The sequence below is a fragment of the Amycolatopsis sp. NPDC021455 genome (assembly GCF_040640995.1).
GTDB lineage: Bacteria > Actinomycetota > Actinomycetes > Mycobacteriales > Pseudonocardiaceae > Amycolatopsis.
This window is the reverse complement of sequence record NZ_JBFACT010000002.1, coordinates 343,972-369,475: the sequence shown is the minus strand read 5'-3', so window position 1 is coordinate 369,475 and position 25,504 is coordinate 343,972. Positions and strand designations below refer to the sequence as shown.

Sequence of the window (25,504 nt, the reverse complement as noted above, 5' to 3'; positions counted from 1 at the left end):
CTGAAACGCCGCCACGGAAGAGTGGCTGGAACAGCCGTTTAGAACAGCACCGTGGCGTACTGGCCGACCTGCTTGAAGCCGATCTTGCGGTAGGCCGCGAGGGCGGGGGTGTTGAAGGCGTTGACGTAGAGGCTCGCGGTCCGGCCGAGACCGCGGACGAGCCGGTGCGCGACCGCGGCCGTGCCGGCGGTGCCGAGCCCGTCGCCCCGGCGTTCCGGGTGCACCCAGACGCCCTGGATCTGCCCGACGGTCGCCGACATCGCGCCGATCTCGGCCTTGAAGACGACCTCGCCGTTTTCGAACCGGGCGAACGCGCGCCCGGCGCCGATCAGCTCCGTGACGCGGGCGCGGTAGCTCGCGCCGCCGTCGCCGCTGCGCGGGTCGACGCCGACCTCTTCGATGAACATGGCGACGGCCGCGGGCAGGTACCGCTCGAGCTCGTCCGGCCGGACCGCGCGCACCAGCGGATCGGCGGCGACCAGCGGCATCGCGTCGAGGGCCATCAGCGGCTGGTCGTCGCGGACCTCCCGGGCCGGGCCCCACTCGTCCTCGAGCTCGTCCCAGAGCCCGAGGACCTGCTCGGCCGGGCCGACCAGGGACGAACACGTGCGCTGCCGCCGCAGCGCACGGTCGGCGAAGGAACGGAGGGCGGGCGCGTTGCCGCGCAGCGGGATGAGGTTGGGCCCGGAAAAGCACAGCCCTTGGAGCCGCCCGGCACGAACCGGGCGGCTGTCGGCGGCCCAGAGCTCACCACCGAGCCGCCACGGATCAAGGCCCGCAGCCTCGACCCGGGCGCTGACCATGCAGCTGCCCACCGGGTCGGCGGCGAGCGCGGCACGGACCGCCGGATAGTCCCGATCATCGAGCAGCCGTGCACCTGCAAGCCGCAACACGGGCTCCAGGGTGCCAGATCCGGGCCCTAAACGGAACGCGAGGCTCTCGACACGCTGAGATGAAGCGCCCAGGTCGGGCTTCCGCGCGCAGCGCTCGGTGGTCCGTGAGCCGTCAGGGCGCGCCGCGGTAGGTCCCGATCGTCCAGGAGTTGCCCTCCGGGTCGCGGAGGCTGAACGTGTGCGAGCCGTAGTCCGTGTCCGTCAGCTCTGCCGTGATCTCCGCGCCTGCCTGCCGGACCCTCGCATGAATTTCGTCCACTTTGTCCGATACGACGTAGACCGCGCCGGTGCCGGGCTTCATCGCGTCGTGGACGCCGTCCGGCGGGCGGACGCTGCCCAGCATCACCGCGCCGCCTTCGGGCCAGCGCAGCTCCGCGTGCGCGACGAGGTCGCCTTCGGGCACCACCAGCGTCTCGGTGAAGCCCAGGACGTCGACCAGGAATCGGATCGCCGCCGGGGCGTCGTCGTAGCGGAGGGCGGGCCATACGTTCGGTTCAGGAGTCATGCCCGGAAGTCTTGCTCCGCCGCCACCTCCTCGTCTTGGAGGAACGGGAGCTCCTCGGCGATCCACCGCCCGGGCGTGCACCCCGCCAGCGCACGCCACTCGTTGCTCAGGTGCGCCTGGTCGTAGAACCCGCAGTCGGCGGCCACCGACGCCAGGTCGCGCCGGCCACCGCGCAGCAACCGGCCCGCCCGCTCGAACCGCAGGACCCGCGCCGCCTGCTTCGGGGCCAGGCCCAGCTCCGCCCGGAACCGCTCCCCCAGGTGCCGACGGCTCCAGCCGACCTCGCCCGCCAGGTCCGTGACGCGCACCCGCCCGTCCGCGCCCCGCATCCGGCGCCACGCCTCCCCCAGCTCGGGCGGCGGCACCACCGGCTCGACGGCCCGGGCGGCCAGGACGTCGTCCAGCAGCGCGAACCGCTCGCGCCAAGGCAGCTCCCGCAGCCGGTCCGGCAGCGAGCCGAGGCCGAACTCCGCCAGGTCGGCCACCTCACCGCTCAGCTCCGCCGCCGTGACGCCGAACAGCGTCCGCACGCCCAGCGGGTCCAGCTCCAGCTGCAGCCCTTCCTGCACGCGGTCCTGCCGGATCAGGACCGCGCTCGTGTGCAGGCCGCCGACGAGCCCCTGCAGGCTGCGCCCGGCCATCCGCACAGGGCCGGCCAGGCTGATGACGAGCGTCACATGCCGGGACGGCAGCCCGCGGTGGACGGCCAGCGTGACTTCGTCCTGCGCGTAGCCGACATAGCGCGCGACCAGGGGCCGCACCACGGGGTGCGGCTGCCGGACGGCCCAGGTCACGCTCACGAATGCGAGCGTAATCGTCACCACCGACAGTTCCCGCGTCTGCTAACACGGAAGGTGCGTCCCCACCGCGGAAGGAACCACCCGATGACGATCCAGGAGCAGGCGCAGCAGCTGGAGCTGCTCGCCGACCAGGTGCCCACCGGCATCGCGCTCGCCACGAAGAGCGACCTCGAAGACCTGCAGGCCCAGGTGCTGGGCCTGCTCGGGGAGACGTCCACCGCGACCTCGATCCAGGGCGCCATCCAGCTGGCGGCGCAGCAGATCGACGAGGTCGCGGCCGCGCTGGAGAACGTCCGCCTGCAGATCCGCGACGCCGCCCAGCACCACCTCCAGGGCTGAAACGCCGTGAAGGCCTCCTTACCGGCCATAAGAGCCGGTAAGGAGGCCTTCACGGACTTCCGGAAACTCAGCCGGCGGTGACCACCGGGGCGCCCTCGCCGAGGGATTCGCCCGCTTCTTCGGCGATGCGCATCGCCTCTTCGATCAAGGTCTCGACGATCGCGTGCTCGGGCACGGTCTTGATGACCTCGCCCTTGACGAAGATCTGGCCCTTGCCGTTGCCCGACGCGACACCGAGGTCGGCCTCGCGGGCCTCGCCCGGACCGTTCACGACGCAGCCCATCACGGCCACGCGCAGCGGGATCTCCATGCCCTCGAGCCCGGCGGTGACCTGCTCGGCGAGGGTGTAGACGTCGACCTGCGCCCGCCCGCACGACGGGCAGGACACGATCTCCAGCTTCCGCGGCCGCAGGTTCAGCGACTGCAGGATCTGGATGCCGACCTTGACCTCTTCCACCGGCGGCGCGGACAGCGACACGCGGATCGTGTCGCCGATGCCCTGGCGCAGCAGCGCCCCGAAGGCCACCGCCGACTTGATCGTGCCCTGGAACGCCGGACCCGCCTCGGTGACACCCAGGTGCAGCGGGTAGTCGCACTGCTCGGCCAGGATCTCGTAGGCGCGCACCATGACCACCGGGTCGTTGTGCTTCACCGAGATCTTGATGTCGTGGAAGTCGTGCTCGGCGAACAGCGACGCCTCCCACAACGCCGACTCGGCGAGGGCCTCCGGCGTCGCCTTGCCGTACTTGTCCATGATCCGCTTGTCCAGCGAACCCGCGTTGACGCCGATGCGGATCGGCGTGCCGTGGTCCTTGGCGGCCTGCGCGATCTCCTTGACCTGGTCGTCGAACTTCCGGATGTTGCCCGGGTTCACCCGCACCGCCGCGCAGCCGGCCTCGATCGCGGCGAAGACGTACTTGGGCTGGAAGTGGATGTCGGCGATCACCGGGATCTGCGACTTCTTCGCGATCGCCGGCAACGCCTCCGCGTCATCGGCCGACGGGCACGCGACCCGAACGATGTCGCAGCCGGCCGCGGTCAGCTCGGCGATCTGCTGCAGGGTCGCGTTGACGTCGGAAGTGAGCGTCGTCGTCATCGACTGGACGGAGATCGGGAAGTCACTGCCGACGCCGACCGAACCCACCTGGAGCTGGCGGGTCTTGCGACGCTCGGACAGGACGGGCGGGGGCAGGGCGGGCATACCGAGTGCGACGGTCACGGCTTCCAGCGTACCTACCCCTACTGGGCCGCCTTCACCATGTCAACCGTCACGGTGAGCAGCATTACGGCCCCGGTGAACCGCCGCGGAGGGGCCGGAACCCCTCCGGGGCGGCTCATTGCTACAGACGGATCGGGTTGACGATGTCCGCGGTCACCGTCAGTAGCGTGACCGCACCGCCGATGAGGACCAGCACCATCGTGATCCCGGACAGCTTCGTGTAGTCGACCGGGCCACCGGCCGCCTTGCCGCGCAGCCCGCGGATCCAGTCCCGGACGCGCTCGTACCAGACCACCGCGATGTGCCCGCCGTCGAGCGGCAGCAGCGGCAGCAGGTTGAACACGCCGATGAAGAAGTTCAGGCTGGCCAGCAGCAGGAAGAACAGCACCCAGACACCCTGCTCGACCGCTTCGCCGCCGAGCCGGCTCGCGCCGACGACGCTGACCGGGGTGTCCTTGTCGCGCTCGCCGCCGAAGATCGCGGAGACCACGGCCGGGATCCGCTCGGGGAACTGGACGAGCCGCTGCGCGGTCTCGGCGAACATCGAGCCGGTGAAACCGAACGTGGCGCCGATCGCGGAAACCGGGCCGTACTGGACGGTCAACGGCAGCTGTTTCGGCGAGGCGCCGATCATGCCGACCTCCTTGGTCCCGGACGGGGACCAGCGCTTCACCTTCGGCACGTCGACGACGAGCCGCAGCCGCTCGGTGCCGCGCTGGACCTCGAACGGCGTCGGGCCGCTGGTGGCCTGCACGGCGGCGAGCATGTCATCCCAGCTCGAGACCGGCTTCCCGCCGACGGCGAGCACCTTGTCGCCGGCTCGCAGCCCGGCCGTCGCCGCCGGGGTCGGTGCGCCCGGCGGGCAGGGGGAATTGGACTGGGCCTGGACTTCTTCCTTCGTCGCGGCCGAGCGGGCGCACGAGGTCTCCGCCAGCACCGGCTCGGTCGGGGCGGCGGCCGCCGGGTTCGGCAGGCCCATGGTCACGGCCATCAGGTAGAGCACCACGAAACCCAGGATGAAGTGGGTGATCGACCCGGCCGACATCACGACGGTGCGCTTCCAGGTCTTGAACCGCCACATCGCGCGCGGCGCCTCGTCCGGGGTCACCTCGTCGAGGGCGGTCATGCCGGCGATGTCGCAGAACCCGCCGAGCGGGATCCACTTCAGGCCGTATTCGGTCTCGCCGCGGCGCCAGGAGAACACCGTGGGCCCGAAGCCCACGAAGTACCGGCGGACCTTCATGCCGAAGGCCTTCGCGGTGACCATGTGCCCGGCCTCGTGCAACGCCACGGAGACGCAGATCCCCAGTGCGAAAAGCACGATGCCGATGATGTAGGCGAGCACCCGCTACTTCCCCTCGATGATCGACCCTGCCCGGGCGCGAGCCCAGCGCTCGGCCGCGAGTACGTCTTCGACGTCGCGTGGTTCGCGACGCCATTCGTCGGCGGCTCCCACCACCTCGGAAACAGTGTCCACTATCGACGTGAAGCCGGTGTTCTGCGCGAGGAAGGCGGAGACGAGCTCCTCGTTCGCGGCGTTGTACACCGCGGGCAGGCAGCCGCCGGCGGTACCGCAGTGCCGGGCCAGCTCGACGGCCGGGAAAGCTTCGTCGTCCAGTGGCTCGAACGTCCAGGTGGCGGCCTTGTCCCAGGTGCACGCGGGGGCGGCGTCGGGCACGCGGTCGGGCCAGTGCAGTGCGAGCGCGATCGGCAGCCGCATGTCGGGCGGGCTCGCCTGGGCGATGGTGGAGCCGTCGGTGAAGGTCACCATCGAGTGCACGATCGACTGCGGGTGCACGGTGACGTCGATCTTGTCCGGCTCGACGTCGAACAGCAGCGCCGCCTCGATCAGCTCCAGGCCCTTGTTGACCAGGGTGGCGGAGTTGATCGTGATGAGCGGGCCCATGGACCAGGTCGGGTGCGCCATGGCCTGCTCGACGGTGACCCCGGCCAGCTCGGCGCGCTTGCGGCCGCGGAACGGGCCGCCGGAGGCGGTGAGCACGAGCCGGGCGACCTCGCCGCGGTGCCCGGCGCGCAGGGCCTGCGCGATGGCGGAGTGCTCGGAGTCGACGGGCACGAGCTGGCCCGGCTTGGCCGCGGCGAGGACCAGCGGCCCGCCGGCGATGAGCGACTCCTTGTTGGCGAGGGCGAGGGTGGCGCCGGTGGCGAGCGCTTTGAGGGTGGGTTCGAGCCCGCGGGAGCCCGGGAGCGCGTTGAGGACGGTGTCGACCTGCACGGCGTCGATCAGCTCGGTGACGGCGTCCGAGCCGGCGAACAGCCGCGGGAGCTTGAACTCGCCCTGGGCGTAGCCGCGCTTCTGCGCCTCGGCGTACAGCGCGAGCTGCACGTCTTCGGCGGCCGTGGCCTTGGTCACGGCGACGGCCTCGACGCCGTGGGCGAGCGCCTGCGCGGCCAGCGCGGCCGGATCGGCCCCGCCCGCGGCGATCCCGGCCACCCGGAAGAGGTGCGGATTGCGCGCGGCGACGTCGAGGGCCTGCACGCCGATGGACCCGGTCGAGCCGAGCACGAGAACGCTTCGCGAGGTAGTCATCGCCGGTCATTGTCGCGCGGGGCGTCTCCGCGGCGCACCCGGAGGTGTGGGATCATCGGCGGGTCCGAGGTTCACGGGGTTTGAGGAGTTCATCGTGGCAGGCAAGGCGGTCGAGAAGAGGCGGCCCGAGGTCGACCCGCGCGACGAGCCGTCCGCGGCCTGGGGCTGGCACGGCTCGTTCCCGAAGGCCACCCGCATCGCCGGCTGGGTCAGCGCGATCATCCTGCTGGTGATGATCAAGGGCAACCACGAGAACAACACCGAGAACGTCTGGCTGGTCGGCCTGTCGCTGTTCCTCGTCCTGCTGCTCGTGCTGGACATCCGCAAGCAGCGCACGGCCTGGCGCAAGTAGTCGGTTTTTCGCTAACGTCCCCGGCATGAAGCTGCGCTGGGGACTGGCTCTTGTGGGTGTACTGGGTGCCCTGGTGGTGCCTGCCGCTCCGGCATCGGCGGTCTCCGCGCCGGTGGTCCGGTGCACGTTCACGCCGACGCCCTCGAATCCCGCCGCGCGGCCGGTGGTGCGTCCGTTGCCGGTGGCTTCGACGCGCGGGACCGTGGACGTGACGTTCCGGTTCAACTACGGGCCGGTGACGGTGCGGCTCGACCGCGCGGGAGCGGCGCCTTGTGCGGTGCACAACATGGTTTCGCTGATTCTCCAGCGGTTCTACGACCATTCGCGGTGCTGGCGGCTGACGAACTCCGCCCGCCTCGGTGTCCTGCAGTGCGGGGACATCTACGAGGTCGAAAAGGGCGGGCCGGGGTATGCCTTCCCGGACGAGGTGACCGGGGCGGAGACCTATCCGCGCGGGACCGTGGCCATGGGGAACCAGGGGCCGGGGACCAACGGGTCGGAGTTCTTCATCGTGCACTCGTTCGCGAACATCCCGGCGAAGTATTCGGTGCTGGGCCGCGTGATCCGGGGGATGTCCGCGATTGATCGGATGGTCGCGGACGGGATCATTCCCAGCGATCCCAACGGGCCGCTCGATGGCGCGCCGGCGCATCCGGTGAAGATCCGGCGGGCGTCAGCAGGCTGGTGACGCACTGAAGCCGGTGAACCGCTGAATCGAGCACGTCCACCTCGATTGTTCTACCTGCAGGATCCTTCCTGTTCGCCGGTTGCTTCGCAGCCGAACCGCCCGTAGCGACTGCGGCGGTACCCTGAACGCGAAGCGAACAGGAGGCGTTCGATGCGCGACGCTGTGCATACAGACGAGTACGAAGTCAGCATAGTTTCGTGCGATATCCTGGGGCATTCCGCCACCTCGGGCGAAGATCAGATCATGCGAGTGGCCGCGATCAACGAAATCGTCGCCGACGCGATCACCTCAGCCCCTCCGGATGAGGTCATTTGGGCGTCCGGGGGCGACGGTGGCCACGTGGCGTTTCGCCAAGCCGCCTGGCAGAAGCCCGCCTTGCGACTGATCACCCAGCTTTACACCTGGGCAGCCGGGGTCGACGTTCCGTTACGCATCACCGGCCACCGTGGGCCCGCGAGCCCCCTCCTGGGCGCGGATGGAAGAACCCAGCTGGTCGGCGTCGGAATGAATTATGCCGGCTGGCTCCTACGGCAGGTGACCCGCGAAGGTGTGGTCGTTTCCGACGCATTCCGACGCGGTGTCGAGCACACACGGGATGCACTGGCCATAGAGTTCCACCACCCTCGCCTTTTGCCCAACATCGAATTCGAGCCACAGTTGCTCTACTTGATGTCCACCGACTCCATCACGTCAGAGTGGCTACACCCGGAGCCCGGCGATCGCAACGCGTTGCTCAGCTTGGACACCACCGAAGAGTTCGACTGGGACACGCTCTACTACGTGCAGCGGATCTGGCAAGTCAACTCCAACGACGAACTGGCCGAACGCGTCATGCAGCGCGCCAAGTCCCACAAGCTCTCATATCGTGACCACAAGTCATCCAAGGACGAGCCGAATCCCTTCCTCGAGAACCTGGACACCGGCGAGCTGAATGAGATTCTCCGACTGGGCCAGCTCGTCGAACGCCAACGCGGAGAGCTCATCTGCCGCTACGACGACCCGGGTGACGCGATGTTCATCATCCTGCGCGGAAAAGTCGGCGTCTTCAACTCGGAAGGCGGCGGCTTCAACGGCGATCCCGAACCAAAACACGTCCAAGGACCTGGCGAAATCGTCGGAGAGCTCGCTTACGCGTTGTCGCGAAACAGAACCGCAGACTTGACAGCATTGACCGACGTCGCCCTTCTGGCATTCAACAGCGCAGCCCTCCACTCCAGACTGCCCGACACCCCCACGGGAAGATCCGCCGCCACCCGGGTGGACAATTTCTTCAGCTTCCGCGTCTTGCAACACGTTTGCGACAATGCAACCTACTTACTCGGGCAAAGACGCACCGGGCCGCTCGGATTCGGCCCCCTCCCCTGGCACGAGAGCGTGACAAAGCTGCGCAATCACTGCGAATTGATAAATCTCGCCAAACCGGGCATCGAACTGACGAAGAACGCCGTGACCGACGGACAATCAGACCTGGACGGAATTTACATTCTCGTCGCCGGCCGCCTACGCGAAGGCGAAGAAGAGAAGCTGTTGGACGGAAAGGATTTTCCGCTCCTATGGGTACACCTACCCAAACTTCTCGCCCAGCCGCCCAGGACCTACCGAATCGACGTCGAGCCGATCACCATCTTGAGGATCGCCACTTCTGGAATAACCGAGCTCGTCGTCGGAAAACGCAAAGAGCTCATCGAAGCACTTCCTCGGGCGCTTCGAAGAATGGATGACGACTACGAATTCGATGTTTTCATCTCCTACACTTCCGCCGACTGGAACATCGTATCGGAGCTCTGCGACCGCCTGAGCCAGAATGACATCAAGTACTGGCTGGACAGGAAACAGAAGTACCGAGGGGTCGGGCAAGTGACTGCCAAGACGATCGAGCGAGGTCTTCGCAGCAGCCGATACTTTCTCGCCTGCCTCAGCACGAATTACAGAAGATCCCACTGGGGCCAGTTCGAGATGGACATCTCGATATACCGCAGCGTGAACGAATCCAATGATGTCGAATCCATCATTCCACTCGTACTCGATGAGCGAGATGACGGAGAAGACGTGGTGCCATTCACCCTGCAGCACCTCATCAGACTCACCTACTCACAACCAGGCGACATCGAGACCCTGATCGACCTTCTGAGGACGAAGACCCGAACGCCCCGGCGGACCGGCCGAGCCGAAGCGTAAGGGCCTGTTCCATGCCGCACCGGATGCGCCCCGGCCTCTGTTGAGCGACCGCACCCATACCCGGTGGAGGCCATCCCGGAACTTCGAACCCGCGCGCCCGGTGCGAACGAGGCTCAGTCCTCGACCAGCCGATCGAGGTGCGCGACAGTCATCGCCGTCCAGCCTGGGCCGGCACATCAGCTCCGCGCCTTGGCGCACGGTGCCCCGCAAGCGCGGGACATCCTCTACCACCCGGCTTCAACCTGACGTCAGCGTTCGCGGGTCGGCGACACCAATTCGCTCGGCCCGCCGCCCGACTCGCCGGCGACCGCCGCCAGCTCTTCGCCCACCGACTCGCCGTTCTCCGAGCGGGTGTCCTTCGTCAGCAGGGATGCCACCGCGCCGATCAAGCACACCACGATCGCGAAGCCGAACGCCACCGCCAAGCCCGACTGGAACGGGCCCGAGATCAGGTTCGGGAAGAAGCTGCGGCCCGTCAGGAACGACGCCTGGTCCGGCGGGAGCGCCGACAGCTGGCCGCCCAGCAGCTGCTGGATCGGGTTGTAGCCCAGGAATGCCGCGAACAGGACCGCCACCGCCGGGAGGTTCGCGATCTGCGCCGCCGACGCCGCCGGGACGCCGTGTTCCGTCAGGCCCGCGCTCATCGTCGACGGCAGGCTCGAAGACAGGCCCGCGATGATCAGGCTGAAGAAGAAGCCGATCGACAGGACCATCGCCGCGTTCTGGAACGTCGTCATCATGCCCGCGCCGGAGCCGCGCGCGTCCGCCGGGAGGCTGTTCATCACCTCGGCGCGGTTGGGCGAGGAGAACATGCCCATGCCGATGCCGTTGATCAGCAGGATCGCCGCGAACGCCCAGTAGTCGAAGTTCACCGGCAGGATGATCAGCAGCAGGAACGTGATCGCCGTGATGAGGAGGCCACCGGAGGCGAGCAGGCGGCTGCCGATGCGGTCGGCGAGGATGCCCGACGTCGGCGCGGCCAGGAGGAAGCCGACCGTCATCGGCAGCATGTAGATGCCCGCCCACAACGGCGTCTGCTCGAACGTGTAGCCGTGCTGCGGCAGCCAGATGCCCTGCAGCCAGATGATCAGGATGAACTGGAGCCCGCCGCGGCCGAGGGATGCCGTCAGGTTCGCGACGTTGCCCCAGGTGAACGACCGGATCCGGAACAGCGACAACCGGAACAGCGGGTTGTCGACCTTCGACTCGATGACCACGAACGCGACCAGCACCGCGAGGCCGCCGATCAGGCAGCTGAGCACGAACGGGCTGCCCCAGCCGGTCGGCGACGAGCCGTACGGCTGGATGCCGTAGGTGATGCCGATCAGGACGGCGATGAGGCCGACGGCGAAGGTGATGTTGCCCCACCAGTCCATCCGCGCGTGCTTGCGGACGCCGGTGTCGTGCAGCTTGAGGTAGGCCCAGACCGTGCCGATCACGCCGAACGGCACGGACACCAGGAAGATCAGGTTCCAGTCGACCGGGGCGAGCACCCCGCCGACGACCAGGCCGAGGAAGGAGCCGGCGATCGCCGCGACGCCGTTCATGCCGAGCGCGAGGCCGCGCTGGTTGGCCGGGAAGGCGTCGGTCAGGATCGCCGAGGAGTTCGCCATCAGGAAGGCGCCGCCGACGCCCTGGACGATCCGCCAGCCGATCAGCCACAACGCGGCCGCGTCGCCGTCGAACCAGGTGATGGCCAGCATGATGGAAGAAACGGTGAAGACGGCGAACCCGAGGTTGTACATCCTCGCGCGGCCGTACATGTCGCCGAGCCTGCCGAAGCTCACTACCAGCACCGCGGTGACCACGAGGAAGCCCATGATCATCCACAGCAGGTAGCTGGTGTTGGCCGGTTCGAGGGGGTTGATGCCGATGCCCTTGAAGATGTCGGGCAGCGCGATCAGCACGATCGAGGAGTTGATCGTGGCGATCAGCATGCCCAGCGTCGTGTTGGACAGCGCGATCCACTTGTACCGCGGCCCCAGTTCCGCGATCGAATACGTCCGGCGTTCCGCCACTGTGCAACCCTTCTTCTCGCCAGTCCCTTAGCTAGGCTAAGCAACTTGCTTGCGGATGGCAACCAATGACGCGAACGGCTTGGGAGAGCATGATCACAGTCGCTTGACTGTCCTTTGAGGACTGTTTACCGACGGACTCGGAGGCGCCGCGGCTGTGGACACTTCGCCGGCCTGTGGACAACTCGGCCGCCCGGGGTGCGCTGTGGACAACTCGAGCGCGTGCGGGCGGAACTGTCGGTGGCCGCCGGTAACGTTGAAACCGGGGGTCCCCCTCACGGCCCCGGGGTTCCGGCGAAGTCGATCGCTGCCGCGGTGCTCCGTGGTGCAAGTGGCACTGTGCGCTGCCGGCCGGGTGTCGCGAATGACTCATTCGGGACGTGCGAGGTCCCCAATGACTCATTCGCGACCTTCGGCAGCGTGGCAAGCCTCGGCAACCAGCGTCGCAGCGGTCAAGGAGGGCGACTCGGGCGGCGGGCGAACAGTCCGGGCGCGCCTTGGCCGGAGCCCTGCCTCACGGCCCGGGGTGGCTGAGGCGGCCGTCGCCCACCTCACCGCAGGAGCTTCCCCAGCACGGCCACCCCCTCGGCGATCTCCGTCCCCGTCCGAGCCGCATAGCCGAGCACCAAACCCGGCCGTCCCGGCCGCTGGCGGTGCCACGACAACGGCTGCACCTTCACCCCCGCCTCCAGCGCGGCCGCCGCCAAGGCGACATCGTCCACGCCGTCGCCGAACGTGACCGTCAAGTGCAACCCCGCCGCCGCGCCATGGACGAACGCGGACGGCAGCGCATCCGACAGCGCACGGATCATCGCGTCGCGGCGACGGCGGTGGCGGGCCCGCACCACCCGCAGCTGCCGCTCCAGCTCCCCCGTCTCCATGAGCCTGGCCAGCACCAGCTGCGGCAGCACCCCGTTGCCGAGGTCCGCGAACCGCTTCGCCGCCACGAGGTCGTCACGGAACCGGGGCGGCGCCAGCAGCCAGCCGATGCGCAACGCCGGCGCCAGCAGCTTCGAAACGCTGCCCAGGTAACACACTTCCGGCACCATCGACCGGACCGCGGGCACCGGTGCGCGGTCGTAGCGGTGCTCCGCGTCGTAATCGTCCTCGACGACGATTCCGCCTTCGGCCGCCCAGCGCATCAAGTCGCGGCGGCGCTCGCCGCCCAGGACCACTCCCATCGGGAACTGGTGGGCCGGGGTCAGCAGCACAGCCGGCGCGCTCAGCTCGGCGACGCGCAGGCCGTCGTCGTCCACCGGTACCGGCGGTGTCGCCAGGCCGCAGTGGTGCAGGTGCTGCCGGGCGCCGAGCGAACTCGGGTCCTCCACCGCCATTTCGGTGATGCCGTGCCGCCTCAGCACGTCGCCGAGCAGGGTCAGCGCCTGCGCCACCCCGGCCACGACGATGATCTCGCCCGGGTCGGCCCTGATCCCGCGGCTGCGGGCCAGCCAGTGCGACACCGCCCGCCGCATCGCCGGCGCCCCGCGCGGGTCGCCGTACCCGAACTGGGCCGGCTCGAGCTCGTCCAGCACCGACCGTTCCGCCCGCAGCCAGGCCGCCCGCGGGAACGCCGTCAGGTCCGGGACGCCGGGGGTGAGGTCGATCCGGGCCGGGGCCGCGCGCATCGCGTCGAAGATCTCCGGACCGGGCGAGGACGTGATCACCTTCGCCGTCGACGAAACTGGGACCGGCTCGGGCGGCACCACGGGCGCGGCCACCACGACGGTGCCCGCGCGGCCGCGGCCCACGGCATGGCCGTCGTCGACCAGCCGCTGGTAGGCGTCGGTCACCACACCCCGCGACACGCGCAGCTCGGCGGCCAGCACCCGGGACGCGGGCAGCCGGCCGCCGACCGGGAGCCTGCCGTCGGCGATCGCCGCGCGCAGCCGGCCGGCCAGCCAGTCCGCGAGCCCGCCCGGCGGCGCCTCGCGGATGTCCAGCTGCAGGAAGTCCGAGCCTATGGACCCCTCGGCAAGCATGGTTTTGGCTCTGTCCATCAGACCATTATCGCAGCACGCTGGGCTCATGGACACCGCTTACGTGCACGGATACGCCGAACCCGAAGCCCGCCGCCTCGGCGACCAGGCCGACACCCTCGCCGAGCTGCTGCACGCGGGGACGGCCTACCCGGCCGGGAGCCGCGTGCTGGAGGCCGGCTGCGGCGTCGGCGCCCAGACCGTCCACCTCGTGGCCCGCAGCCCCGGCGCGCACCTGACCGCGGTCGACGTTTCCGCCGCCTCCCTCGCCCAGGCGCGGCAGCGGGCCGGGAACGTCGAATTCCGGCAGGCCGACCTCTTCGACCTCGACGGCGAGTACGACCACGTCTTCGTCTGCTTCGTGCTGGAACACCTGCCCGAGCCGGAGAAAGCCCTGGCGCACCTGCGGACCCTGCTGCGGCCGGGCGGCACGATCACGGTGATCGAAGGCGACCACGGATCCGCGTTCTTCCACCCGCGCAGCGACTACGCCCAGGCCGCCATCGACTGCCTCGTCCGCCTGCAGGCCGACGCCGGCGGCGACGCGCTCATCGGACGGCGCCTGTACCCACTGCTCACCGGCGCCGGGTTCGACGACGTGACCGTCGAGCCCCGGACCGTCTACGCCGCCCCGTCCCGGCCCCACCTCGTCACCGGGTTCACCCGCGACACCTTCACCGCGATGGTCGAAGGTGTCGGCGAAACCGCCGTCGCCCGCGGGCTCGCCACCGCGGACGGCTGGGCGCGCGGGGTCGCCGACCTCCACCGCACCGGCACCGGGGACGGGACCTTCCACTACACGTTCTTCAAGGCCACCGGGAGGACAGCATGATCACCTGGCGCCCGCGGCCGCGGCTCGCCGGCTGCACCGACATCGTCGACCGCGACCTCCAGCGGGTCGAAAGCGATATCGCCGCCCTCGAACGCCCCTACCCCACGACGCGGTCCAAGGCCGTCAGGTGGTTCCGGACCCGGGTCGCGCCGGGCACGCATTCCCCGGCGTAGCAGGCCAGCGCGCGTTCCCAGTGCTCGCGCGCGGCCTCCGGGTCGCCGAGTCCACAGTGGACTTCGCCGAGCCCGCAGTGGGCACGTCCCTGCTCGGGGAGGCAGCCCGTCTTCTTCGCCACCGCAAGGGCTTCGCGGTGATACCTCAGCGCGTCCGCCGCAGCGCCGCGCGCGGTGGAGAGGGCACCGAGGCTGTTGAGCACGCGGGATTCCACGCCCCGGTCGCCGCATTCGCGGGCCAGGCTCAGCGCCTCTTCGAGGTGCCGGGCCGCTTCCGCGTGCCGGCCCTGGGCCAGCCGGACGTCGCCGAGGTGCTTCAGCGCGACACTGCGGTTCGTCGGGCTGCCCGTCTCCCGCGCGATTTCCAGCGCCCGCTCCAGGTGCGCCGCGGCTTCCGCGTGCCGGCCGCGGGCGTGCTCGACGTCGCCGAGGATGCCCAAGGCGTATCCCTCGCTCACCCGGACGCCCATCGCGCGGAGGTGCTCCAGCCCCTCTTCCAGAGCCTGGACCGCCTCGTCGTGGCGTCCCAGTGCCGACAACGCGTCGCCCATGTTGACCAGCGCGTAGCCCTCGCTGGTGCGGTCGGCGATGTCGCGCGCCAGAGCGAGGGCCGCTTCGAAGTGGCCGATCGCTTCGCCGTACCGGCCGATGCCGCGACACGAACAGCCGAGCACCACCAGGACCAGGCCTTCGCTGGTGCGGTCGCCCGTCCGCCGGGCCAGCTCGAGCGCCTCCGCCGAGTAGCCGATCCCTTCGGCGAACCGGCCCAGCGCGCGGCAGACCAGGCCGAGGGTGTTGACCGCGTGGATCTCGGTCCGCCAGTCGCCGGTCTCGCGGGCGAGGACGAGCGCCTCCTCCAGGTATCGCCGCGCTTCCCGCGACCGCCCGACGCGCCAGTGGCCGAGCGCGATGAGGATCAGCGGCTCGGCTTCGGCGGCCCGGTCGCCGGCGTGGTGGGCCAGCGCCGACGCGTGCGTGTGCAGGACCAGCGCTTCCTCGTGGTAGCCGCCGACGTCGAGGTAGTGCCACAGGATCCCGGACAGCAGCCGCAGGTGCTCCGGCCACCCGTGGCGCGTCGCGTGCGCGGCCACCGCGAGGAGGTTGCGGCGCTCGGCCTCCAGCCACGCCTGCGCGTCGATCACCTTGACGTCCGGGTCCGGCACCCGCGGGCGCAGGTGCCGCTCCTGCGGCAGGACGACGTCCATGGCCTGCGCCGCCGACCGGACGTAGAAGTCGAACAGCCGCTCCTGCGCTTCACGGCTTTCGCCCGGATCGGCGGCCGCCAGCTCGGCGGCGTAGACGCGCAGCAGGTCGTGCAGCTGGACGCGGTCGTCGCCGGTCTGCTGCGCGAGGTGAGCCCGTACCAGCGTGCCGGCCAGCCGTTCCGCCTCGGGCAGGGGAACGCCGGCGAGCGCGGCGAGCGCGGCCGGCGTCAGGTCGCGGCCCGGGTGCAGGCCGCAGAGCCGGAACACGCGCGCGGCGTCGGGCGCCAGGTGGTGGTACGACCACGAGAACACCGCGCGGACCGCGGTCAGCGGGTCGCCGCCGCCGTCGAGCAGGTCGAGCCGCCGCCGTTCGTCGGCCAGCTCCGCCGCGAGTTCGGCGAGGCGCTCCCCCGGGCGGCCGATCGCCAGCTCCGCGACCAGCCGCAGGGCCAGCGGCAGCCGGGCGGAGTACCCGATCAGCGCCGCGGTGGCGTCGGGTTCGTCGTCGACGCGCCGGCCGAGCAGTGCGCGCAGCAGGTCACGGGCTTCGGTCTCGGTGAGCAGGTCGACGAGCACGCGGCGGGCGCCGTGGCGGGCGACCAGGCCCGGCAGCGCGTCCCGGCTGGTCACCAGCACCAGGCACGACGCCGAACCCGGCAGCAGCGGGCGGACCTGCCCGACCGAACCGGCGTTGTCCAGCACCAGCAGCATCCGGCGGCCGGTGAGCACGGTGCGGAACTTCGCGGCCCGCTCGTCCGGCTCGGCGGGGATGTCGGCGCCGCCGACGCCGAGGGCGCGGAGGAACCCGGACAGCGCGTCACCCGGCTCCACCGGCCGGACCGTGCCGTAGCCGTGCAGGTCGAGGTAGAGCTGCCCGTCCGGGAACGCGCCGGGCGAGCGCTGCGCCCAGTGCACGGCGAGCGCGGTCTTGCCGACGCCACCGGTGCCGGACAGGACGGCGATCCGCGCGCCGGTATCGCCGTCGGGGCGGTGCAGCAAGGCGTCCAGCTCGGCCAGCTGCGCCGCACGGCCGCGGAACCCGAGAACGTCCGCGGGCAGCTGCGCGGGCACCCGGGACGGCGGCTCCGGGGCGGCGAAGTCCTGCCGCAGCACCTGCCGCCGGGCCGTGCGCAGCTCGGGCCCGGGTTCGATGCCCAGCTCGCCGGCCAGCCGGCCGCGCACGTCCTCGAACACGTCCAGCGCGGCGGCCTGGCGCCCGGACGCGGCGAGCGCCAGCATCAGCTTCGCGTGCGCGGCCTCGTCGAGCGGCTCCTGGGCGATCAGTGCCCGCAGCCGCAGCGCCGCGTCTTCGGGGTCCGCGATGTCGGCGTAGGCCAGGACCGTCTTGGCGTGCCGCATCGCCAGCGCCAGCCGGACGGGGTGCTGCCGGAGCCGTTCGACGTCGGCGAGCACGGGCCCGCGCCACAGGTCCAGGGCTTCGCGGTAGGCCGGCGGCTCCTGGCTCAGCAGGGCCTCGAACTCCAGGAGGTCGAGCTCGGCTTCGCCGGCGGAAAGCCGGTAGCCGCCCTTGTCGGTGGCGATGAGGCCGGCGGGCCGCAGCGCCCGCCGCAGCCGCGCGACATAGGTGTGGAGCAGCTCCAGGCACGACGGCGGCGGCTCGTCCCAGATGACGTCGACGAGGTCCTCGCGCCGGACCGTCCGGTTCGGCTGCAGAGCCAGCAACGCCAGCAGCAGGCGCTGTTTCTCCGCGCCGATCTCGACCGGCTCGGCCCCGCGCGTCACGGTGAGCGGTCCCAGGACACCGATCCGCACCGGCTCGGGCGGGGCTTCGGCAAGCGCTTCCCGCAACCGCCGCTCGGTCTCCGGGCGGGGCCGCCGGACGCTGCCGAGCTCGGCGTTGCGGACCGCGCGCAGGCTCAGTCCGGCGCGTTCGGCGAGCTGGGCCTGGGTGAGGCCGGCGAGCCCACGCCGCTCTCGCAGCCAGCCGGCGAACGACGCGCCTTCCTCCACAGACGTCCTCTCGCCCATACCCCCGCGGAACGTACCCCTCAAGCATCGCGATCGTGCCGCCGCGGATGTACCACCGAACGGCGAAGATAACCGTTTCCGCAGGTGCGGACGGTGACGACGGCGGGGGACGGCGGTACAGGCGCTCGTCCACCCCCGTTTCTTAGGCTTTCCCGCGTCCGGTAGTGGTGGCGAGGGGACAGAGGACGCAGCCGTCGCCTGGGGTACGACGGCTGCGCCCGACTTTCAGACGCCGAAGCGCTTCAGCAGCGCGCGGACCGCGGCCGGGTCCTCGACGTGGGCGTTGTGGCCGAGACCGGCGAGCGTGACCGCGTCCGGGTCGAGCGCCCGCAACTGGTCCGGACGGCTCATCGGGTCGTTTTCGCCGGCCGCCAGCACGACGGGGCACTGCGCCTCGGCCAGCAGCGCGGGCATGTCCGGCGCGCCGACGCCGAACGCGGCGGGGTCCATCGCGAGACGCCAGCCGTCCTCGGTCTCGCGCAGCCCGGCCGGGTCGGCGGGCGCGATCCCCAGCAACCCGGACACCTTCAGGTAGGCCTGCTCGGCGTCTTCCCGCGTCTCGAACACCCGGGCCGGCCGGGCCGCGAAGGACGCCGCGCGGCCCAGGTCGTCCTGGCTCCACTCGACCTTCACGCCGAGCGCCAGCACGCCTTCGACCTCGACGTCGTACCGGCCGGAGGCCAGTTCCAGCGCGAGCACCCCGCCGAGCGAGTGCCCGGCGACGACGAACGGGCCCGTCCCGGGCAGTGCCCTGGCGACCGCCGCCGCGAGCGTCGCGAAGCTGTAGTGCGGCAGGGGCGAGGACAAGCCGTGGCCGGGGAGGTCGGGCACCAGGACGCGCCGGTCGAACGCCACGGAGAAGTGGGCCCAGACGGCGCCGGTCGCACCCAGGCCGTGCAGGAGGAGGACGGCCGGTTCGCCCCGGCCGCCGGTGCGCATGTTGAGCGTGTCCATCGCAGCAGCCTCCCCTACGACGGCCGCGCGCGGCTAGGGCGGAGGCCGTCGACGACGACCGTCACGACCGTGGGCGCGCGCTTGTCCCACTCCGGCTCGGGAATCCGCGACAACGCGCCCAGGAGCAGGATGACGTCGGCGGCGTCGACCTCTTCGCGCACTTCGCCGGCGGCCTTTCCCCGGTCGAGCAACAGCTGCAGCGCTTCGTCGAGCCGGTGGTGCTGGCCGGCGTAGAGGTCCTGCCAGGCGGATGCCTCGATCGCCGCCATGACACCGCGTTTGACGCGCGCGTACTCGACCAGCCGCTCCAGCCACCCGGTGAGCGCGCGGAGCGGAGGATGCTCCGCCAGCAGCGGCGCGACGGCGTCGACCAGCTCGGTCAGCTCGTGGCGGTACACCTCGGCCAGCAGGTGCTCCCGGGTCGGGAAGTGCCGGTAGAGCGTGCCCTGGCCGACCCCGGCCGCCTTGGCGACCAGGTGCAGCTTCAGGTCGTCCACCGCGCCGTTGGACCTGCTCAGTTCGGCTCGCGCCGCCTCCACGATGCGGTCGCGGTTGGCGACGGCGTCGGACCGGGTCACGACGGCACCTCCTGGCTAAGTGGACAACTGTCCGGTACGTTGGGATTAACCGGACAGTTGTCAACTTACCCGAGGAGAGACTCATGAGCAGCCTGGACAAGGTCGTCGCGATCACCGGAGCCAGCAGCGGGATCGGCGCGGCCACCGCACGGGAGCTGGCGGCCCGCGGCGCGGCCGTCGTGCTCGGCGCGCGCCGGACCGACCGGCTCGACGCGCTCGTGGCGGGCATCCGGTCCGGCGGCGGGCGCGCCGAGCTGGTGGAAGCCGACGTCACCCGGCGCGCCGACCTCGAGCGGCTGGTGGCGCTGGCCGTGGACCGGTTCGGCCGGCTCGACGTGCTGGTGGGCAACGCCGGCGTCGCCCGGATCGCGCCCGTGGCGGCGCTCGACGTCGACGACTGGGACGCGATGATCGACGTCAACCTGCGCGGGGTCCTGCACGGCATCGCCGCCGCGCTGCCGGTGTTCCGCGAGCAGGGGCGCGGGCACTTCGTGACCACCGTGTCGACGTCGGGGCTCAAGATCGTCCCCGGCCAAGCCGTCTACGCCGGGACCAAGAACGCCGTCCGCACGCTGCTGGAGGCACTGCGCCAGGAATCCACCGACGGCGTGCTCCGGACGACGGCCATCTCCCCCGGGTACGTCCGCACCGAGCTCGTCGACTACGTCGCCGACCCCGAGCAGCGTGAGCAGGCCCAGCAGGCCATGGCCGACCTGGGCATCAGCCCGGACGCCGTCGCGCGCGCCATCGCCTTCGCGATCGAGCAGCCCGACGACGTCGAGATCGGCGAGCTCACCATCCGGCCCACCCGGCAGGGCTGAGCGGCTAGGGTCGGTTCGTGGGGATCACCGATCCGGACACCTACGTGCGGGGCGTCCCGCACGAAGAGCTGGCGCGGCTGCGGCGCGAGTCGCCGGTGGTGCGCGTCGACGACTTCTGGGCCGTGCTGCGCCACGCCGACGTGCGGCGGGTGCTGCGCGACCCCGGGACGTTCTCCTCGCAGCTCGGCGGGACGCAGATCCGCGACGCCGCCGACCTCGCGTACGTGCGCCGCATGATGCTCAACATGGACCCGCCGGAGCACGGGAGGCTGCGCGGGCTGCTCACCAAGGCGTTCACCCCGCGGGCGGTCGCGAAGCTGACCTCGCAGATCGAGAGCTGGGCGCGTGACCTCGTCGCCGCGGTCGCCGACCGGGGCGAGTGCGACTTCGCCCAGGTGGCCGCCGATCTGCCGCTGCTCACCCTGGCCGCGGTGTTCGGCGTGCCGGAGCAGGACCGGCGGCTGATGTACGACTGGAGCAACCGCGTGATCGGCTACCAGGACGCCGAATACGCGGTCAGTGCGACCGTCTCCCCCGCCGAGGTGACCGAGCTGGCCCGGGCCGCGCTCGCCGTCCGGCCGTCCCCCGGCCCGGACGGATCGATGCCCGACCCGCGCACGCGCGCCGGGATGCCGGACCTCTACGCGTACGCGAACGCCCTCGGGGGGTACAAGCGTTCGCACCCCGGCGACGACGTGATGAGCAACCTGATGCGGCACGTCGGCGACGACGGCGCCCGCGTCTCGCTCGCCGAGTTCGAGAACCTGTTCTGGCTGTTTTCCGTGGCGGGCAACGAAACCCTGCGCAACGGCCTGCCCGGCGGGATGCTCGCGCTGCTGTCGCACCCCGCGGAATACCGGCGGTTGCTGGCGGATCGGTCGCTGCTGCCGTCGGCGGTGGAAGAGATGTTGAGGTGGTGGACGCCGGTGATGCACTTCCGGCGCACGGCCGTTTCCGACGTCCGGCTGTCCGATGTGGACATCGCCGCCGGGGACAAGGTCGTGGTCTGGTTCTCCTCGGCCAACCGCGATCCGGAGGTGTTCGAGGACCCGGACGTCTTCGACATCGCCCGGACGCCGAACGACCACCTGACCTTCGGTCACGGCCCGCACTTCTGCCTCGGCGCGCAGCTGGCGCGGGTCCAGATGCGGGCCATGTTCGACGCGGTGCTCGACCAGCTCGGCTTCGTGGAGCTCGCCGGCGAGCCCGTGCGACTGCGGTCGAACTTCCAGAACGGCCTCAAGTCGCTGCCGATCCGGTGGAGCGGCTGATGGAGATCCGGGAGTTGCGGGCGTTCGTCGCGGTGGTCGAGGCGGGCGCGATGTCGAAGGCGGCCCGGCAGCTGCACGTGAGCCAGCCCGCGCTGTCCCAGACGATCACCGCCCTCGAACGGCGGCTCGGCGTCCGGCTGCTGGTGCGCACGAGCACGGGTGTCCAGGTCACGGACGCCGGGACGACGCTGCTCGGCGAGGCCCGCGCCGTGCTGGCCCGCCACGACCAGGCGCTCGCGGCCATGGCCCGGCACACCGCGGACGGTGGCGGGGTGCTGCGCGTCGGCGTCCCCCTGGAACTGCCGCCGGAGCTGCTGCCCTCGGCGCTCGCGCGGCTGCCGGACACGCGGGTGCAGGCCCGGCACCTGTCGTCGGTGGCGCAGGTGGCCGCGCTGCGGGCGGGCGAGCTGGACGTCGGGCTGGTCCGCGAACGCCCGGCCGGCCCCGACCTGGACGCGGCGCTCGTCGTCGAGGAGGACGTCGGCGTCCTGCTCGCCACGGACCTCGCGGAGAAGCTCGGCTCGCCGGTCCGGCTGGAGGACCTCGCCGGGCTGGAGTGGTTCGCCTTCCCGCGCGCGGGCAGCCCGGCGTGGTACGACGAGCTGGCGGCGATCCTGCGCAGCCACGGCCTCGACGTCGGCCCGGAGGTCCCGGAGGAGCAGCGGCTGATCGTCGAGCTCAAGATCCCGGCGGTCAGCGCGGGCGGGGCGTACGCGTTCGCGCCGCCCGAGTGGCCGTACCCGCTGCCGGACACCGTGCGGTGGGTGCCGCTGGCGGGGCGCCCGATCGTGCGGCGGACCTGGGCCGTCTGGCCGGCGGCGTCGCGGCGGCGGGACGTGGCGGACTTCGTCGCGGCGCTGGAAGACCATCGGCGAACCGGATCGGGGGCATAAGGAGGGCCGAACTCGTTTCCGGAAGCCCGTTCCCGGTGATCGCGCTTGAACCCTTCGACCGAGGATGCGAAGGAGCAGAGCGATGAGTGCAGAACTGTCCGGGTCGACGGCGCTGGTGACCGGCGGGACGAGGGGCATCGGCCGCGCGACGGCGGTGGCCCTGGCCGGGCTCGGCGCCCATGTGGTGCTGTCCGGCCGGGACGCCGGACGCGGTGCCGAGGTCGTCGGGGCGATCCGCGCGGACGGCGGCAAGGCCGACTTCGTGGCGGTGGAGCTGACGGACGCCGCGTCCGCGCGTGCCCTGGCCGACCGGGCGCGCGAGGTGGGCGGGCCGATCGACGTGCTGGTCAACAACGCCGGGATCTTCCCGACCGGACCGACCGCGGACTTCTCGGAGGCGGACTTCGACGCGGTGTTCGCGACGAACGTGAAGGTGCCGTTCTACCTCGTCGCGGCGTTGGCGCCGGAGATGGCCGCCCGCGGGCGCGGCGCGATCGTCAACGTCTCCACGATCGTCGCTGCCAGGGGCATGGCGGGCATGGCGCTCTACGGCTCGTCGAAGGCAGCCATCGAGCTGATGACGAAGGCGTGGGCGGCGGAGTACGGGCCGTCCGGGGTGCGGGTCAACGCGGTCAGCCCGGGCCCGACGCGCACGGAAGGCACGGCAGTCTTCGGCGACGGCCTGGACGAGCTGGCCGCGGCGGGCCCGGCCGGCCGGGTGGCCTCGCCGGAGGAGATCGCTTCGGCGATCGCGTTCCTGGTGGCGGACGGTTCGAGCTTCGTCCACGGCGCGATCCTCCCGGTGGACGGCGGCCGCGCGGCCGTCTGAGCCCGCGCCGGCGGTCGTGAGTGGTAAGGCGGGTCAGAACCCGCCTTACCACTCACGACAAGGTGACCACAGTCATCCGCGGACCGGCCATGGCACCACCGCCGACGTCCGCCGCTGGTAGTCGGCGTACTCCGGGTACCGGGACTTCGTGATGCTCTCCGTGAACCGCGTCGAACCGACGAACAGCAGTGTCAGCAGGACCGCGCCGACGACCGTCCACTGCGGACCGCCGGCGACGACGCCGAACGCGGCGACCGCCCACCACTGCGCCTGCTCGAAGAAGAAGTTCGGGTGCCGCGAGTAGCGGAACAACCCGGTCTGCAGGAACCGGGTCGGCGCGCGGCCCGCGTGCTTCTCCCGGTGGAACGCCCACTGCTGCTGGTCCGCGACCGTCTCCCCGGCCAGGAACGCGGCGAAGACCACCGCGACGACGACGTCCCCGGCGCCGAACGACCCCTGGTGCTGCAACGCCGTGTACGCGGGCAGCGTGATCAGCAGGAGGATCACGTTCTGGTACAGCGAGATGAAGAAGAAGTTGAACAGCTGGAACTGCCACGGCGCCATCCGCTCGCGCAGGACCGCCCACCGGTAGTCCTCGCCGCCGGGCGCGTAGCCGCCCTTCCTCGCGAAGTTGAAGGTCAGCCGGATGCCCCACAGCGTGACCAGCGCGAACAGCACGTCGAGCCGCGTGTCGGCGAACCCGGCGGCGCCGGCGAAGATGCCCACGTAGGCGACCGGGACGATCGACCAGATCCGGTCCACCCAGGAATACTCCCTGGTCAGCACCGACAGCAGCCAGGTGCCGAGGGTGACCCCGGCGAAGACGTACAGGCACACCCGCAGCGCGTCCATGACGACACTTTAGGACCTAGGATCGGCGCCGTGCCGTATTCGTTCCTGAGCCACCTCGACTGCTCCCGGACCGGCGAGCGGTTCGACGCCGACGCCGTCCAAGGGCTCTCCCCGGCCGGCGCGCCGCTGCTGGCGCGGTACGACCTCGACGGCGTCCGCGAAGCCGTGACGCCGAAGGAGATCGCCGGGCGGGAACCGACGCTGTGGCGCTACCACGAGGTGCTGCCGGTGCGCTCGCCCGAGAACGTCGTGAGCCTCGGCGAAGGCATGACGCCGTTGCTGCGGCTGCCGCGCTACGGCCGTGAGCTGGGCCTGTCCCGGCTGTGGATGAAGGACGAAGGCCTGATCCCGACCGGCACGTTCAAGGCCCGCGGCGCCGCGGTCGGCGTCTCGCGGGCGGCCGAGCTGGGCGTGCGCGGGATCGCGATGCCGACGAACGGCAACGCGGGTGCGGCGTGGGCGTTGTACGCGGCCCGCGCGGGACTGACGAGCCTGATCGCGATGCCGGACGGCGCGCCGCCGATCACCATGCGCGAGTGCGTCGCCGCCGGCGCGGAGCTGTACCGGGTGGACGGTCTCATCGGCGACGCGGGCAAGCTCGTCGCTTCGGCGCTTTCGGGGCGCGAAGGCGTCCAGGACGTCTCGACGCTGAAGGAGCCGTACCGCATCGAGGGCAAGAAGACGATGGGGTACGAGATCGCCGAGCAGTTCGGCTGGCGGCTGCCCGACGTCATCCTCTACCCCACCGGCGGCGGGGTCGGCATCATCGGGATCCACAAGGCCCTGCTGGAAATGCGGGAGCTGGGCTGGGTTTCCGGCCCGCTGCCGCGGCTGGTGGCGGTGCAGGCCACCGGGTGCGCGCCGATCGTCACGGCGTTTTCGCGCGGTGAGCGGGAAAGCACGCCGTTCCCGGACGCCCGGACGGTCGCCTTCGGCATCACCGTGCCCAAGGCTTTGGGCGACTTCCTGGTGCTCGACGCGGTGTACGCGACCGGCGGCACCGCGGTCGCCGTCACCGACGAGGAACTGCTTGCCGCGCAACGGGAACTCGCCGAGCGCGAAGGCACCTTCGTCTGCCCGGAGGGTGGAGCGTGCTTCGCCGCTGTGAGGCACCTTCGCGAGTCCGGGTGGCTCGAAGGCGACGAGGACGTCGTCGTGCTCAACACCGGCGCCGGGATCAAGTACCCGGAGACGGTGCCACTTCCTTAAAAGAGCCAGCCTTAAAGGACCGAGCGAACCGTCTCGGGGTCGCGGGCGACGACCGCGGTGCCGTCGTCGGCCGTGATGATCGGGCGCTGGATCAGTTTCGGGTACTCGGCCAGGGCGTCGATCCAGCGGGAGCGGTCTTCGGGCGTGCGTCCCCACGTCTTCAGGCCGAGGTCCTTCGCGATCGGCTCGCCGGTGCGCGCGATGTCCCACGGCTCGAGGCCGAGGCGCTTCAGGACGTCTTCGAGCTCCGCCGCGGTCGGCGGGGCCTCGAGGTAGCGGCGGACGGTGTACTCCGCGCCCGCCTCGTCCAGTATCGACACCGCGGACCGGCACTTCGAGCACGCCGGGTTGATCCAGATCTCCACGGGCGGCAGCTTACCGC

23 protein-coding genes are annotated in these 25,504 nt (G+C 71.0%); 10 read left to right on the top strand and 13 right to left on the bottom strand.

Features of this window, described 5'->3' with window-relative positions; translation table 11 throughout:
- Positions 1–38: 38 nt before the first annotated feature.
- The 3 genes from AB0G28_RS04760 to AB0G28_RS04750 form a co-directional block, all read right to left on the bottom strand.
- Positions 39–893, bottom strand: a complete 855-nt coding sequence (locus AB0G28_RS04760) for a GNAT family N-acetyltransferase (RefSeq protein WP_361082956.1) — start codon at positions 891–893, stop codon at positions 39–41.
- A 112-nt stretch (positions 894–1,005) separates the two neighbouring features.
- Entirely contained in the window at positions 1,006–1,398 is a 393-nt protein-coding gene (locus tag AB0G28_RS04755) for a VOC family protein (protein WP_361082954.1), read from the bottom strand.
- Positions 1,395–2,198 carry an AraC family transcriptional regulator gene (locus tag AB0G28_RS04750; RefSeq protein WP_361082952.1) on the bottom strand — a complete coding sequence of 268 codons (804 nt, stop codon included), beginning with the start codon at positions 2,196–2,198 and terminating at the stop codon, positions 1,395–1,397. Before AB0G28_RS04750 ends, AB0G28_RS04755 begins: the two co-directional genes overlap by 4 nt.
- An 84-nt stretch (positions 2,199–2,282) precedes the next feature.
- Between AB0G28_RS04750 and AB0G28_RS04745 the strand changes: the two genes are divergently transcribed.
- Positions 2,283–2,537: a hypothetical protein gene (locus tag AB0G28_RS04745; protein ID WP_093952192.1), complete on the top strand. Its 255-nt coding sequence runs from the start codon at positions 2,283–2,285 to the stop codon at positions 2,535–2,537.
- A gap of 67 nt (positions 2,538–2,604) precedes the next feature.
- Here AB0G28_RS04745 and ispG read toward each other — a convergent pair whose 3' ends face one another.
- The 3 genes from ispG to dxr all read right to left on the bottom strand — a co-directional run bounded on the left by ispG (position 2,605) and on the right by dxr (position 6,307).
- Positions 2,605–3,756 (bottom strand): flavodoxin-dependent (E)-4-hydroxy-3-methylbut-2-enyl-diphosphate synthase, encoded by a 1,152-nt coding sequence (gene ispG / locus AB0G28_RS04740; protein ID WP_361082950.1) that lies wholly within the window; start codon positions 3,754–3,756, stop codon positions 2,605–2,607.
- A 121-nt stretch (positions 3,757–3,877) separates the two neighbouring features.
- Positions 3,878–5,101 (bottom strand): site-2 protease family protein, encoded by a 1,224-nt coding sequence (locus AB0G28_RS04735; protein WP_361082948.1) that lies wholly within the window; start codon positions 5,099–5,101, stop codon positions 3,878–3,880.
- A 3-nt stretch (positions 5,102–5,104) separates the two neighbouring features.
- Positions 5,105–6,307, bottom strand: coding sequence for a 1-deoxy-D-xylulose-5-phosphate reductoisomerase (dxr, locus tag AB0G28_RS04730; RefSeq protein ID WP_361082946.1), 1,203 nt, complete (start codon positions 6,305–6,307; stop codon positions 5,105–5,107).
- A gap of 94 nt (positions 6,308–6,401) precedes the next feature.
- Here dxr and AB0G28_RS04725 point away from each other — a divergent pair, with 94 nt between their 5' ends.
- The 3 genes from AB0G28_RS04725 (at position 6,402) to AB0G28_RS04715 (ending at position 9,525) form a co-directional block, all read left to right on the top strand.
- A complete protein-coding gene (locus AB0G28_RS04725) occupies positions 6,402–6,659 on the top strand; it encodes a DUF2631 domain-containing protein (protein ID WP_176172087.1) in 258 nt (85 codons plus the stop codon).
- 25 nt (positions 6,660–6,684) lie between these two features.
- Positions 6,685–7,347 carry a peptidylprolyl isomerase gene (locus AB0G28_RS04720; RefSeq protein ID WP_361082944.1) on the top strand — a complete coding sequence of 221 codons (663 nt, stop codon included), beginning with the start codon at positions 6,685–6,687 and terminating at the stop codon, positions 7,345–7,347.
- Between the two features lie 150 nt (positions 7,348–7,497).
- Positions 7,498–9,525 (top strand): TIR domain-containing protein, encoded by a 2,028-nt coding sequence (locus AB0G28_RS04715; RefSeq protein ID WP_361082943.1) that lies wholly within the window; start codon positions 7,498–7,500, stop codon positions 9,523–9,525.
- A 248-nt stretch (positions 9,526–9,773) separates the two neighbouring features.
- On the opposite strand, the gene AB0G28_RS04710 is transcribed toward AB0G28_RS04715, so the two are convergent.
- Both AB0G28_RS04710 and AB0G28_RS04705 read right to left on the bottom strand, forming a co-directional pair.
- Positions 9,774–11,543, bottom strand: coding sequence for an MFS transporter (locus AB0G28_RS04710; RefSeq protein WP_361082941.1), 1,770 nt, complete (start codon positions 11,541–11,543; stop codon positions 9,774–9,776).
- A 548-nt stretch (positions 11,544–12,091) separates the two neighbouring features.
- Positions 12,092–13,537 (bottom strand): PLP-dependent aminotransferase family protein, encoded by a 1,446-nt coding sequence (locus AB0G28_RS04705; protein WP_361082939.1) that lies wholly within the window; start codon positions 13,535–13,537, stop codon positions 12,092–12,094.
- Positions 13,538–13,565: 28 nt separating this feature from the next.
- On the opposite strand from AB0G28_RS04705, the gene AB0G28_RS04700 reads away from it, so the two are divergent.
- The gene (locus AB0G28_RS04700) at positions 13,566–14,348 is read left to right on the top strand and encodes a methyltransferase (protein ID WP_361082937.1); all 783 of its coding nucleotides are present in this window, start codon (positions 13,566–13,568) and stop codon (positions 14,346–14,348) included.
- 97 nt (positions 14,349–14,445) lie between these two features.
- Here the strand turns inward: AB0G28_RS04700 and AB0G28_RS04695 are convergent, their stop codons facing one another.
- The 3 genes from AB0G28_RS04695 to AB0G28_RS04685 form a co-directional block, all read right to left on the bottom strand.
- On the bottom strand, positions 14,446–17,715 hold the full coding sequence (locus tag AB0G28_RS04695; RefSeq protein ID WP_361082935.1) for a tetratricopeptide repeat protein: 3,270 nt from the start codon (positions 17,713–17,715) through the stop codon (positions 14,446–14,448).
- 225 nt (positions 17,716–17,940) lie between these two features.
- Positions 17,941–18,669, bottom strand: a complete 729-nt coding sequence (locus AB0G28_RS04690) for an alpha/beta hydrolase (RefSeq protein WP_361082933.1) — start codon at positions 18,667–18,669, stop codon at positions 17,941–17,943.
- Positions 18,670–18,683: 14 nt separating this feature from the next.
- Complete coding sequence (locus tag AB0G28_RS04685; RefSeq protein ID WP_361082931.1) at positions 18,684–19,247, bottom strand: TetR/AcrR family transcriptional regulator; 564 nt, start codon at positions 19,245–19,247, stop codon at positions 18,684–18,686.
- Positions 19,248–19,330: 83 nt separating this feature from the next.
- Between AB0G28_RS04685 and AB0G28_RS04680 the strand changes: the two genes are divergently transcribed.
- The 4 genes from AB0G28_RS04680 to AB0G28_RS04665 all read left to right on the top strand — a co-directional run bounded on the left by AB0G28_RS04680 (position 19,331) and on the right by AB0G28_RS04665 (position 23,061).
- Positions 19,331–20,068, top strand: coding sequence for an SDR family oxidoreductase (locus AB0G28_RS04680; RefSeq protein ID WP_361082929.1), 738 nt, complete (start codon positions 19,331–19,333; stop codon positions 20,066–20,068).
- Between the two features lie 17 nt (positions 20,069–20,085).
- The gene (locus AB0G28_RS04675) at positions 20,086–21,339 is read left to right on the top strand and encodes a cytochrome P450 (protein WP_361082927.1); all 1,254 of its coding nucleotides are present in this window, start codon (positions 20,086–20,088) and stop codon (positions 21,337–21,339) included.
- Complete coding sequence (locus tag AB0G28_RS04670; protein WP_361082925.1) at positions 21,339–22,232, top strand: LysR family transcriptional regulator; 894 nt, start codon at positions 21,339–21,341, stop codon at positions 22,230–22,232. The genes AB0G28_RS04675 and AB0G28_RS04670 overlap by 1 nt, the downstream gene beginning before the upstream one ends.
- Before the next feature lie 82 nt (positions 22,233–22,314).
- Positions 22,315–23,061: an SDR family NAD(P)-dependent oxidoreductase gene (locus tag AB0G28_RS04665; RefSeq protein ID WP_361082923.1), complete on the top strand. Its 747-nt coding sequence runs from the start codon at positions 22,315–22,317 to the stop codon at positions 23,059–23,061.
- Between the two features lie 72 nt (positions 23,062–23,133).
- On the opposite strand, the gene AB0G28_RS04660 is transcribed toward AB0G28_RS04665, so the two are convergent.
- Positions 23,134–23,913, bottom strand: a complete 780-nt coding sequence (locus AB0G28_RS04660; RefSeq protein ID WP_361082922.1) for a DUF1295 domain-containing protein — start codon at positions 23,911–23,913, stop codon at positions 23,134–23,136.
- Between the two features lie 30 nt (positions 23,914–23,943).
- Here AB0G28_RS04660 and AB0G28_RS04655 point away from each other — a divergent pair, with 30 nt between their 5' ends.
- Positions 23,944–25,122, top strand: coding sequence for a threonine synthase (locus tag AB0G28_RS04655; protein ID WP_361082920.1), 1,179 nt, complete (start codon positions 23,944–23,946; stop codon positions 25,120–25,122).
- An 11-nt stretch (positions 25,123–25,133) separates the two neighbouring features.
- On the opposite strand, the gene AB0G28_RS04650 is transcribed toward AB0G28_RS04655, so the two are convergent.
- Complete coding sequence (locus tag AB0G28_RS04650; protein WP_361082919.1) at positions 25,134–25,487, bottom strand: arsenate reductase family protein; 354 nt, start codon at positions 25,485–25,487, stop codon at positions 25,134–25,136.
- Between the last annotated feature and the right edge of the window lie 17 nt (positions 25,488–25,504).